The following is a 12357-nucleotide window of genomic DNA, read 5'->3' as shown; positions in this document are numbered from 1 at the left end:
GAAATCGTAAACGCCCGCGGTAAGCGCCGGCAGCTAACCGTGCGGGAAAGAATTGCGATTCGGATTCTGGGCGAAAGAACGGAGATTAGGCCATGACAACCAACTTAACAGACCCAGCTAACCACCCTGCAAATGGCCGACTGACAGATGAGCGGCTTATCCGGGTACGTGACGCGCTACAGAGCACGCTCACGTACAAAAACGGCAGCACCCAGGACTATGTCACCGCTGACGCGATAAAAGCGTTAGACGAGCTCCTGGAGCGCCGGAAGGATGCAACCGAACCGGTAGCTGACGTCGTAGCGTGGTCATCACCTAACGAAGTGCGCACCTGTGATATCCGATGGCGTCGATTTGATGTTGCTCCTGGGCCACTGTTCAGAGCACCGCCGGATCCAGAAGTTCTGGACTCAACAACCACCAGCAAACGCTAAATATTCCACCGGGTGCAGCCGGTTTATTTGGAGAAAAAATTATGACCAATGTTATCCAACTCGCCCCGAATGAGTGGGTTTGCGAAAGCGTTCTTATCGCTGTCACTGGGCTCAAGCCAGGAACCATCCTCCGGGCCAGAAAAGAATGCTGGCTCGTTGGCCGGGAATATATCCACATGTCGCCTGACGGCAGCCCGAAGCCGTCCAGCGAATGCATGTACAACAGACACGCAGTTGATTCATGGGTCGCATCACTGAGAAACAAGCAACCAGGGTGATTTAACACCATGAAAAAGGTAAGCTCACATCGCTCTTGGGCGTCTGGAGGAATCAATGGATAAAGTCTCATATCCAACAGGCGTCGAAAACCACGGTGGCACATTACGCATCTGGTTTAGATACAAAGGTAAGCGTGTCAGGGAGAGCCTCGGTGTCCCTGACACCGCTAAGAACAGGAAGATCGCCGGGGAACTACGTACATCGGTATGCTTTGCCGTCCGCACCGGAAACTTTGACTATGCAGCACAGTTTCCTGACTCACCTAACCTTAAAGTTTTTGGGGTGGGTTCGAAAGAAATCACAGTCAAAGAGCTTGAAAAAAAGTGGCTGGATCTGAAGAAAATGGAAATTTCTGCAAACGCACTCAATCGGTATGAGTCAGTAGCGAGAAACGTCGTGCCATTAATTGGGGCAAGGCGCCTGGTTTCAGCGGTAACTAAAGAGGAATTGCTGTACATCAGGAAAGATTTACTGACCGGTTATCAGAGTTCGACAAGTAGTAAGAAACCAGCAAAAGGACGCAGCGTTGTTACTGTGAACTATTACATGACGACTATTGCCGGGATGTTTCAGTTTGCTGCAGATCACGGTTACCTGGAAACAAATCCTTTTGATGGCATTAAGCCGCTTAAGAAAGCCAGGGCAGAACCAGATCCACTAACTCGTGACGAATTTATTCGTTTGATAGATGCATGCCGGCATCAGCAGACGAAAAACCTGTGGTCATTAGCAGTATACACAGGTATGCGTCACGGAGAACTGGTCTCCCTGGCCTGGGAAGATATTGATCTGAAGGCGGGTACAATCACCATCAGGCGCAATTATACGAAACTTGGCGAGTTCACTCTACCGAAAACCGAGGCCAGTACAGATCGGGTGGTGCATCTTATCCAGCCAGCGCTTAGCATCCTGAAAAATCAGGCTGAAATGACAAAGTTGGGTAAGCAACATCACATCGATGTGAAGCTACGAGAGTATAACCGTTCGGTGAATCATGAATGCACGTTCGTCTTTAACCCACAGATAGTCAGGCGATGTGAGCAGGTCGGATTTATCTACAAGGTTGATTCGGTTGGCGACTCATGGGATGCCGCACTGAAGCGCGCTGGGCTCAGGCATCGGAAAGCGTACCAGTCACGGCACACTTATGCTTGCTGGTCATTGTCTGCTGGAGCAAACCCGAGCTTCATTGCTAACCAGATGGGACATTCAAGCGCCCAAATGGTGTTCAATGTTTACGGCGCGTGGATGGCTGACAGTAGCGCAGAGCAGATCGCAATGCTAAATCAGAAGCTGGCCGATTTTGCCCCATTGATGCCCCAGAGGCCAAAAACGAGCAGTAGAGGATTATTAAAATCAGTCAGTTAAGTGATGATGCCCGCCACTTCAACTGCGTGGAGGGCAACACCACGCTGTACGCGCTGCCCAAGGCGGAAATTGTCACCCGCTGGCTGGCGCAAACCGACGATAACTTTCGCTTTTGCTTTAAGTTTCCGGCAACCATTTCACATCAGGCATCTCTTCGCCAGTGCGATGCGCTGACGCTGGAGTTTTTCCAGCGCATGTCGCCGCTTGCTTCACGGATAGGTCAATACTGGCTTCAGCTTCCGGCGACGTTTGGCCCCCAAGATTTGCCCGCATTGTGGGCGTTTCTCGACGGTTTACCGCAGGAGTTTCGCTACGGTGTTGAAGTCCGCCATCCGCTATTTTTTAATAAAGGCGCCGAAGAATTACAGCTCAATCGCGGTCTTCATCAGCGCAGGGTAAACCGCGTGATCCTCGACAGCCGCCCGGTTCATGCCGCCCGTCCGCACAGCGAAGCAGTCATTGACGCACAGCGCAAGAAGCCCAAAGTCCCGGTTCATGCGGTCGTTACCGCAGAGCAACCCATGGTGCGATTTATCGGTAGCGATGATATGGCGCAAAATCAGGCGATGTTCGCGCCTTGGCTTGAAAAACTGCAAAAATGGCAGCAAACCACCACCCCCTACCTATTTTTGCATACGCCAGATATCGCTCAGGCGCCTGAACTGGTGCATTCTTTGTGGCAAGCGCTGCAAACGGCGCTTCCAGAGTTGGGGGCAGCCCCTTCTATTCCACAACAATCTTCTCTTTTCTGATTTTCATACCTATGATAATGAGTGCCATCTGCCAACATAAAGGGAGTTTGTATGGTTAGCGCGCTGTATGCCGTACTGGCGGCATTGTTGCTGATAAAGTTTTCCTTCGACGTCGTCCGTCTGCGTCTGCTTTACCGCGTTGCCTATGGCGACGGGGGATTCAGCGAACTGCAAAGCGCCATCCGCATTCATGGCAATGCGGTTGAATACATCCCGATTGGCGTGGTACTGCTGCTGTTTATGGAAATGAACGGCTCAGAAACTTGGATGGTCCATTTTTGTGGCCTGCTGCTGCTCGCCGGGCGCATCATGCACTACTACGGTTTTCACCATCGTTTGTTCCGCTGGCGGCGTTCCGGCATGATCGCCACCTACATTTCACTGTTGCTCATGGTACTTGCGAATTTGTGGTATATGCCGTGGGAGTTGGTTTTCTCGCTGCGTTAGCGCACAATACGCCGTTTTTATTTTTCCGGATTTCACCTTATGTCTGACCGCGACACGCTTTTTTCTGCCCCTATCGCCCGCCTTGGCGACTGGACTTTCGACGAACGGGTAGCTGAAGTTTTCCCGGATATGATCCAGCGCTCCGTGCCTGGCTACTCGAATATTATCTCCATGATTGGCATGCTGGCCGAACGTTTTGTCAAGCCGGGTACGCAGGTTTATGACCTCGGCTGTTCGCTGGGTGCTGCCACGCTCTCAATTCGCCGCAATATTGCCCACAATGATTGCCGCATTATCGCCGTGGATAACTCCCCCGCCATGATTGAACGCTGCCGCCGACACCTCGACGCTTACAAAGCGCCGACGCCGGTTGATGTTATTGAAGGTGATATTCGCGATATCGAAATTGAAAACGCCTCAATGGTGGTACTGAACTTTACGGTACAGTTCCTAGAGCCCGCAGAACGTCAGGCATTGCTGAACAAAATCTACAAAGGATTAAATCCGGGCGGCGCGCTGGTGCTGTCAGAAAAATTTAGCTTTGAAGATGCCACCGTGGGTGAATTGCTGTTTAACATGCACCACGACTTCAAGCGTGCTAATGGCTACAGCGAGCTGGAAATCAGCCAGAAGCGCAGCATGCTGGAAAACGTGATGCTGACTGATTCGGTGGAAGTTCATAAGGCCCGTCTGCACGAAGCCGGTTTCGAGCACAGCGAACTGTGGTTCCAGTGCTTTAACTTTGGCTCCCTAGTGGCGCTCAAGGAAGGAACTCCGGCATGATTGAGTTCGGTAATTTTTATCAGCAAATCGCCAGAAGCCCCCTTTCCCACTGGCTTGAAACGTTGCCAGCGCAAATCGCCACTTGGCAACGCGATCAGCACGGTTTGTTTAAGCAATGGTCAAACGCCGTCGAATTTCTGCCGGAAATTCAGCCGTGGAAATTAGATTTGCTGCACAGCGTCACTGCTGAAAGTGAAACACCGCTGAGCGAAGGCCAGGTGAAACGTATTGATACCCTAATGCGTAACCTGATGCCTTGGCGCAAAGGGCCATTCTCGCTGTACGGCGTGAATATCGATACCGAATGGCGTTCGGACTGGAAATGGGATCGCGTGCTGCCGCATCTGTCCGACCTCAGTGGCCGCACCATTCTTGATGTTGGCTGCGGTAGCGGCTATCACATGTGGCGCATGATTGGCGCGGGCGCACATATGGCGGTCGGTATCGACCCAACCCAGTTGTTCCTTTGCCAGTTTGAAGCGGTGCGTAAACTGCTGGGCAACGATCAGCGCGCTCACCTGCTGCCGCTCGGCATTGAGCAGCTTCCGGCGTTGAAAGCGTTTGATACCGTGTTCTCGATGGGCGTTCTTTATCACCGCCGTTCTCCGCTGGAACATCTGTGGCAGCTCAAAGATCAGTTGGTAAACGATGGCGAGCTGGTGCTGGAAACATTAGTGGTTGAAGGCGATGAAAACACAGTTCTGGTGCCGGGCGACCGCTATGCGCAAATGCGTAACGTCTACTTTATTCCGTCGGCACCGGCGTTAAAAAACTGGCTGGAAAAATGCGGTTTTGTGGATGTACGTATCGTCGATATGAACGTCACCTCCACTGAAGAACAGCGCCGTACCGAATGGATGGTGACGGAATCGCTGGCTGACTTCCTCGACCCGAATGATCCGAGCAAAACGATTGAAGGCTATCCGGCCCCGCTGCGCGCGGTGCTGATTGCCCGTAAACCGTAACGTCCGGTACTCGTTTCTCCTAAATATTTCAGCCTGCAACAAGGCGGCGACGCAGCGAGTCCCCGGGGGCGTACATCAGTACGTGACTGGGGCGAGCGAGGAAAGCCAACGCAGTGGCAGGTTGAAATATGACGGAGAAAAAAAGGCCCCTGTTTAATGGGCAGGGGCCTGGTACAAGCAAGCATCATATTGGGCGAATATGACACGCGGTAAAAACTTTTAGCTACACTTGACGCTCAATGATTTCTTTCATTGCGCCAACCGCCTCACCATCGACGGCATAACGCGAATACTCATCAGCTTCAGGATCCGTTGACATTGATAATCCGGGATTGCGATAACGCATTTCGGAAGGCAACCATTGCCCAGCTGAACTGTGCACTTCTTTGACGCCAGCATCGAGGAAGAGAGAAAGATTGCTCGCTCTGACCCCTGCACCCGCCATGATTGTTGGAGTATTGCCTCGGGCAATAAGTTCCCGAATTAATAAAATTCCTTTCTCAGCCGACGGCTGCTGGCCGGAGGTCAGCACCCTCGCGACGCCTAATTCAGCAAGCTGTTCAAAGGCTTGCTGCGGGTCCGCGCACATATCAAAAGCACGGTGAAAAGTGACCGCCAGCGGCCCCGCCGCCACCATAATTTGCCGCATCCGTGCCATATCAACCTGGCCGTCGGGATCCAGAACGCCAATCACAAGGCCGGGATAACCAAGCGAGCGAACCTGGCGAACATCTTCCAGCATGGCGGCAAATTCGCCGTCGGTATAACAAAAGTCACCGCCACGCGGACGGATAATTGGATGAACGGGAATGGATACCCGCTGACGCGTTGCTTTGAGCACGCCATATGATGGCGTCAGCCCCCCTTCCAGCGGCGCGGCGCACAGTTCAATGCGGTCGGCCCCGTTCTGCTGCGCGATAACCGCGCACTCCGTGCTGTAACAGCAGATCTCAAGCAATGCCATTTTTCTCTCCATTTTAATCCAGCGACGAATCATGCCACCGTTCCCGTGCGTAGACTCAGCGTGACTTCACATTGTTACACTGCCTGTTCGCTGGCAACAATTTCTTCTATCGTCCATGGATGAAATTTCACCGTTACCTTACCGTCGGTCACCGCCATCGTCGGATTCGGCAGGCGCTCACGTTCACCTTTTGGCGAACTGGTTTTGACCGAAATCCCCGGCAGGCACAGCCCCTCGTCGGACAGCAGCGCCAGCGCGCGCGCATTCAGCGTTTCCGGCTCGCCCGGCAACACGATTTCGATATGTTCCCAACCTTCATGCGGGTAGCGTTTTTCACCCGGCCACGGCAGCTCAATCACCGTAAAGCGCCAGTGCGCAACGCAGACCGGTTCTTCGAGTTTGAACAGGCAGATGGGACGACCGTTGATGATATTTTCTGACAGCAACGTTCCACACTGCTCAAAGCCTCGGCGCCAGCGCTCGGCGGTGGTGTTCTGATGGCAGCGCAGGGAGATATGGTCGGCATGCAGCGGTGTGATATCCAGCCCGAGAGTCTGGGATAACGCCGCGAGCGCGTCGGTAAAGCGCGGGAGATCCGCAGAAATATCCTGCAGTTCGTCAATTGTCTGCCAGTTTGCCATTTAAGCCCTACTCTTATCAGATGAAAAGGCTAATCTACCCTGTTGTTCGTCGTGAACCAACCTTAGCGGTTGCCGAGCGATTAATCCCTGCGCAGGCAGCCTTTTTCACGGGGCTTGAGGCGGGGCTGATGCTGACGGCATCAGGCAAATGCAGTATACTCCCGCCTTAATTTATCCACACCCGGCGCGAAACCATACAGGTAACGGCGTCTAAAACGTAAGGTATTCCGGTGAATATTCAGGCTCTTCTCTCAGAAAAAGTCAGTCAGGCCATGATTGCGGCAGGCGCGCCTGCCGATTGCGAACCGCAGGTTCGTCAGTCAGCAAAAGTCCAGTTCGGCGACTATCAGGCCAATGGCATGATGGCTGTTGCCAAAAAACTGGGCATGGCGCCACGACAACTGGCAGAGCAGGTACTGTCTCATCTCGATTTAAGCGGTATTGCAAATAAAGTCGAGATCGCCGGACCCGGCTTTATCAATATCTTCCTCGACCCAGCATTCCTGGCCGAGCATATCTCTCAGGCGCTTTCAAGCGACCGTCTGGGTATTGCTAAGCCGCAGCCGCAAACCGTCGTTGTCGATTACTCCGCGCCAAACGTGGCGAAAGAAATGCACGTGGGTCACCTGCGTTCCACCATCATTGGTGACGCCGCGGTACGTACGCTGGAGCTGATGGGCCATAAAGTTATCCGTGCTAACCACGTGGGCGACTGGGGCACTCAGTTCGGTATGCTGATTGCTTGGCTGGAAAAACAGCAGCAGGACAACGCCGGTGAAATGGCGCTGGCCGATCTTGAAGGTTTTTACCGCGACGCGAAAAAACACTACGACGAAGATGAAATCTTCGCTGAGCGCGCGCGTAGCTATGTCGTAAAACTGCAGGGCGGTGACGAATACTTCCGTAAAATGTGGCGCCAGCTGGTCGATATCACCATGTCGCAAAACCAACTGACCTACGACCGCCTGAACGTCACTCTAACTCGTGATGACGTGATGGGTGAAAGCCTGTACAACCCGATGCTGCCGGGCATCGTTGCTGACCTTAAAGCCAAAGGTCTGGCGGTGGAGAGCGAAGGCGCCACCGTGGTATTCCTCGACGAATACAAAAATAAAGAAGGTGAGCCTATGGGCGTCATCATCCAGAAAAAGGATGGCGGCTACCTGTACACCACCACCGATATCGCCTGTGCGAAATATCGTTACGAAACGCTGCACGCTGACCGTGTGCTGTATTACATTGACTCCCGCCAGCACCAGCACCTGATGCAGGCGTGGACCATCGTGCGTAAAGCAGGCTACGTGCCAGATTCCGTACCGCTGGAACACCACATGTTCGGCATGATGCTGGGTAAAGACGGTAAGCCGTTCAAAACCCGTGCTGGCGGCACCGTGAAGCTGGCCGATCTGCTGGATGAAGCGCTGGAACGTGCTCGTCGTCTGGTTGCAGAGAAAAACCCAGATATGCCGGCTGATGAGCTGGAAAAACTGGCGAACGTTGTCGGTATCGGCGCGGTCAAATATGCCGACCTGTCCAAAAACCGTACCACCGACTACGTATTCGACTGGGATAACATGCTGGCCTTCGAAGGCAACACCGCACCGTATATGCAGTATGCCTATACCCGCGTGTTGTCCGTGTTCCGTAAAGCATCGCTTGCAGAAAGCGCTATCGTTAACGCAACGGTCACCATCACCGAAGATCGTGAAGCTCAGTTGGCGGCACGTCTGCTGCAGTTTGAAGAGACCCTGAACGTGGTGGCCCGTGACGGTACACCGCACGTGATGTGTTCTTATCTGTACGATCTGGCGGGCCTGTTCTCTGGTTTCTACGAGCACTGCCCTATCCTGTCCGCCGACAGCGAAGCTATTCGCAACAGCCGCCTGAAGCTGGCGCTGCTGACGGCGAAAACCCTGAAGATGGGTCTGGATACGCTGGGTATCGAAACCGTAGAACGGATGTAATTTCGTTCTGCACGAAAAGCCCGCGCACTGTCGCGGGCTTTTTTTTTGGCTACCCGTTATTGCCGGATAGCGGCGTTGCCTTATCCGGCCTACGGGGTGCCGTGCGTAGGCCGGATAAGTGCGACGCCATCAGGCGGTCGTCTGGTAAATGTTACAAAAATCAAGAAATGACACATTTCACTAGAAGGATGGTACATTTTTTGTCTGTCATGCCCATGAGCGCTCCGTATTATTAGGCGGCTTATAGACTGGGTGCCTTAATGACTTTTAGAGATTATGAAGCGGAGAGAAAGCTCTTCGTCCGTCGAGTGTTAGCGGCCTTCGGGTTGGTTGTCGTCTGCTTTAGCATACTGATCCTAAATCTCTACCATTTACAGGTAGATGAGCATGGCTATTACACCACTCGCTCAGATGCCAACGATATTAAAATGCTGCCAATTGCGCCGACGCGCGGCATCATTTACGACCGTAATGGTATTCCCCTGGTTAAGAATGTCACCTGGTACGACATCACCGTCACGCCCTATAAAATCAACGATATGGACGCACTCTTGCGTCAGCTTACCCCGCTCGTTGATCTGACGCCCGACGATATCGAAGAGTTCCATAAAGCGCTCAAATCCGCCAGCCGCTATCGACCCGTTTTGCTAAAAAACGCCCTCACCGATGTTGAAATTGCGCGCTTTTCGGTGAATCAGTTCCGCTTTGAGGGCGTCACCGTGGACAGCTATGAAGATCGCCAGTACCCGTACGGCGCGGAGCTGGCTCACGTACTCGGCTATGTTTCAAAAATTAACGATAGCGATCTGAAGGCGCTAGATAAAAACGGGTTATCGGAAAACTATGCCGCTGACCATAACATCGGCAAGCAGGGAATCGAGCGCTACTACGAAAACGATCTGCACGGTAAAACGGGCTATCAGGAAGTTGAAGTGGATAACCACGGGCGCATCGTGCGCCTGTTGAAAGATGTCCCGCCGGTCGCTGGCAAAGACATCCACCTGACGCTGGATCTGCATCTTCAGGAATACATTGAGAGTCTGCTGGTTGGACAGCGCGCGGCGGTGCTGGTTGAAGATCCGCATGATGGTTCGGTGTTAGCGATGGTGTCAAACCCAAGCTACGATCCCAATCCGTTTGTGAAAGGCATCAGCTATCAGGACTATAAATCGCTATTACAGGATAAAAACCTGCCGCTGATTAACCGAGTCACTCAAGGTCTCTACCCACCGGCGTCGACGGTAAAACCGTATATGGCCATGTCGGCGCTGTTGGATGGCATTATCACGCCGCAAACCAGCTTCTTTGGCGCACCGACCTGGACGCTGCCCGGCACTCAGCGCCACTATCGCGACTGGAAAAAGAGCGGTCACGGGATGCTTAACGTCACCAAGGCGATTGAAGAATCAGCCGATACCTTCTTCTATCAGGTGGCATATATGATGGGTATCGATCGTATTCACTCGATGCTGAGTCAGTTTGGTTACGGTAAACCCAGCGGGATCGACCTCGACGAAGAGTACAACGGCTTACTGCCCAGCCGAGACTGGAAGCAACGGGTGCATAAAAAAGCTTGGTACCAAGGCGATACCATTTCCGTGGGCATTGGCCAAGGCTACTGGATTGCCACACCGATTCAGATGGTCAAAGCGATGGTGACGCTGCTTAATAATGGCCGCGTCATTCCCCCTCACCTGTTAAAAGAGGAACAGTCTGGTAAAACGGTCATTCCGTATCGCCAGCCTGCGCACGAAACACAAATCGCCGATGCCGCCTCACCGTACTGGAGTCTGGTACGGCAGGCGATGTTTGGGATGGCCAACGCTTCAAACGGCACCGGCTACAAATTCTTCCATACTGCCGACTACGGGATTGCCGCCAAGAGTGGGACATCACAGGTATTTAGCCTCAAAGAAAACCAGACCTACAATGCGAAAATGATCCCAACGCGTCTACGCGACCATATTTTTTATACCGCTTTTGCACCGTATAAAAATCCAAAGGTTGCCGTGGCATTGGTACTGGAAAACGGGGGAAGTGATGGGGTGGTCGCAGCACCCGTCATGCGCAAAATACTCGACCACCTTTTTGTTCCTGAGGACAGCCAGCCGCAGTTGCCACCCCAGGGATAAGTGAGATGCAACGCCGGGGCTTAACGCCCGGCGGATACCGCTTCCACGCTAACCGGTGCGGCTTCGCGTTTAAACAGTGGGCTATTGCCCCAGCACTCTTCGTAACGGTGGCCGACCAGATCTTCCACCACCGCGCGCACTTCCGGCTTGATATCCTCCAGTCTGCCACCCGCTTTAATACGGGCCACTTCTTCTAGCACCACGAGATGGGTTTGACGATTGAGCTTCATCTGTTTGCTAAAGACAATCGCCGCCAGCGCCAGCAGTGCAACACCTGCGCAGAACACCACCGCAATCGCATTGACCGCACTTTCAGGCTGGACGTGGGCTTTCGACTGGAAACCGAAATAGCTCAACACCGCGCCCATCACAAATACAATCACCGAACGCAGGATTTTGCCCGAGAAGGTCATCGCCCCGGCGTAGATGCCTTCGCGACGACGGCCGGTGTAAATTTCATCAACATCGGCAAGGAAGGTATAAACCGTCCACGGAATGTAGTACACGCCACCGGTGCCAAGACCGAACAGCACCGTAATGCCGAACATCAGGATGGTCGCCAGATGCGCCGGCAAATGGAAGAACCACAGCGAGGTGTAGAGCAGCACCGCAAAAATAACGATGCTTAGCGCCATAATGTACGGTTTGCTGAAGCCCTTTTTCACGCACAGGCCAATGAACAGCGCCGTAGAGACCAGTTGCAAAATAGAGTTCAGGCTATTGAGCCCCGCCACCATCGCCGGATCGTGCTGGAGGACGAAAATAACGAAGTAAGTAAAGATGGAAGCAAACAGCCATTCCGCGCCGAAACCGCACAGATACATGCCAAGATGTTTACGGAACACGCGCAGATAAAAGGTAGAACGCATGTCTTTTGCCAGCGACAGCAGCGTATTCAACAGCCCCGGTTTAGCCTGCACGTCAATCTCTTCTTCCCGTGGACGCTCCCAGCTGTTGTACCAAAGACAAGCAACGGCACAGATGAGAATAGCACCGTAGGTCAGGCCGGTCAGGAAGAACGGCGTCGCCGATTCTTTGCCATACAGCAAGATAAACTGCCCAGGAATAAAGGCAGCGAGGAAGTTGGCGAGCTTACCAAAAATTGCCTTGTAGCCGGTCAGCTTCGAGCGCAGGGAGAAGTCGTCGGTCATTTCGGTGGCCAACGTTTCGTATGGCACCATCACCGAGGTATAGATAATTTCAAACACCACGTAGGTGGCAAGGTAGTACCAGAAGCCGAGGCCTTCAACCCACAGCAGCGGATAGAACATCATCAAAGGGATGCCGATAAGCAAGAAGAAACGGCGGCGGCCAAAGCGTTTACCGAGGCGCGTTTTGCCAAAGTTATCGGTCAGGTAGCCCATCAGCGGGTTGCTGATGGCGTCAATGACGCTGGCAACGGAGAAAATAAGCGCGGCTTCAATCAACGTCAGCCCGCAGAATGTGGTATAGAAGTAAAGCAACCACGCGCCGCTAATCGCCAGCGCGCCGCTTCCCAAGAGGTTTCCACCTCCGTATGCCAGTTGATGGCGCAGATTGACAGGTCTTCCCTGCAGCTCGTTAAGAGCTGAAGCCGCATTTCTTGCCATAAAAAATAAACCTCATGTTTTATTATTTTGAAACATTGT

General features: G+C 53.0%; 12 protein-coding genes. 9 read left to right on the top strand and 3 right to left on the bottom strand.

The features are described from left to right. Window positions 1-92: 92 nt before the first annotated feature. The 7 genes from AB4K05_RS23755 to cmoB are packed head-to-tail and all read left to right on the top strand — an operon-like array spanning window position 93 to window position 5028. Entirely contained in the window at window positions 93-434 is a 342-nt protein-coding gene (locus AB4K05_RS23755; protein ID WP_368482152.1) for a hypothetical protein, read from the top strand. A 41-nt stretch (window positions 435-475) separates the two neighbouring features. Next, window positions 476-712, top strand: coding sequence for an excisionase family protein (locus AB4K05_RS23750; RefSeq protein WP_072277047.1), 237 nt, complete (start codon window positions 476-478; stop codon window positions 710-712). A 55-nt stretch (window positions 713-767) separates the two neighbouring features. Further along, window positions 768-2081 (top strand): tyrosine-type recombinase/integrase, encoded by a 1314-nt coding sequence (locus tag AB4K05_RS23745; RefSeq protein WP_368482151.1) that lies wholly within the window; start codon window positions 768-770, stop codon window positions 2079-2081. Continuing rightward, window positions 2060-2833, top strand: coding sequence for a DUF72 domain-containing protein (locus AB4K05_RS23740; protein WP_368482154.1), 774 nt, complete (start codon window positions 2060-2062; stop codon window positions 2831-2833). The genes AB4K05_RS23745 and AB4K05_RS23740 overlap by 22 nt, the downstream gene beginning before the upstream one ends. 51 nt (window positions 2834-2884) lie before the next feature. Next, entirely contained in the window at window positions 2885-3280 is a 396-nt protein-coding gene (locus AB4K05_RS23735) for an MAPEG family protein (protein WP_368482150.1), read from the top strand. Window positions 3281-3319: 39 nt separating this feature from the next. Beyond that, window positions 3320-4063 carry a carboxy-S-adenosyl-L-methionine synthase CmoA gene (cmoA, locus tag AB4K05_RS23730; RefSeq protein ID WP_368482149.1) on the top strand — a complete coding sequence of 248 codons (744 nt, stop codon included), beginning with the start codon at window positions 3320-3322 and terminating at the stop codon, window positions 4061-4063. Continuing rightward, window positions 4060-5028 carry a tRNA 5-methoxyuridine(34)/uridine 5-oxyacetic acid(34) synthase CmoB gene (cmoB, locus tag AB4K05_RS23725; protein WP_368482148.1) on the top strand — a complete coding sequence of 323 codons (969 nt, stop codon included), beginning with the start codon at window positions 4060-4062 and terminating at the stop codon, window positions 5026-5028. The genes cmoA and cmoB overlap by 4 nt, the downstream gene beginning before the upstream one ends. A gap of 223 nt (window positions 5029-5251) precedes the next feature. Here cmoB and cutC read toward each other — a convergent pair whose 3' ends face one another. Together cutC and AB4K05_RS23715 are read right to left on the bottom strand one after the other, a co-directional pair. Continuing rightward, a complete protein-coding gene (gene cutC / locus AB4K05_RS23720) occupies window positions 5252-5992 on the bottom strand; it encodes a copper homeostasis protein CutC (protein ID WP_368482147.1) in 741 nt (246 codons plus the stop codon). 74 nt (window positions 5993-6066) lie between these two features. Then, entirely contained in the window at window positions 6067-6633 is a 567-nt protein-coding gene (locus tag AB4K05_RS23715) for a VOC family protein (protein ID WP_368482146.1), read from the bottom strand. 230 nt (window positions 6634-6863) lie between these two features. Between AB4K05_RS23715 and argS the strand changes: the two genes are divergently transcribed. Together argS and mrdA are read left to right on the top strand one after the other, a co-directional pair. Continuing rightward, complete coding sequence (argS, locus tag AB4K05_RS23710) at window positions 6864-8597, top strand: arginine--tRNA ligase (protein WP_368482145.1); 1734 nt, start codon at window positions 6864-6866, stop codon at window positions 8595-8597. 260 nt (window positions 8598-8857) lie between these two features. Next, complete coding sequence (mrdA, locus tag AB4K05_RS23705; RefSeq protein ID WP_368482144.1) at window positions 8858-10729, top strand: penicillin-binding protein 2; 1872 nt, start codon at window positions 8858-8860, stop codon at window positions 10727-10729. Between the two features lie 20 nt (window positions 10730-10749). On the opposite strand, the gene AB4K05_RS23700 is transcribed toward mrdA, so the two are convergent. Then, window positions 10750-12318, bottom strand: coding sequence for an MFS transporter (locus AB4K05_RS23700; protein ID WP_368482143.1), 1569 nt, complete (start codon window positions 12316-12318; stop codon window positions 10750-10752). Between the last annotated feature and the right edge of the window lie 39 nt (window positions 12319-12357).

The organism is Kluyvera sp. STS39-E (assembly GCF_040932435.1).
Classification (GTDB): Bacteria; Pseudomonadota; Gammaproteobacteria; order Enterobacterales; family Enterobacteriaceae; genus Kluyvera.
This window is presented reverse-complemented; position numbering and strand designations above follow the sequence as displayed.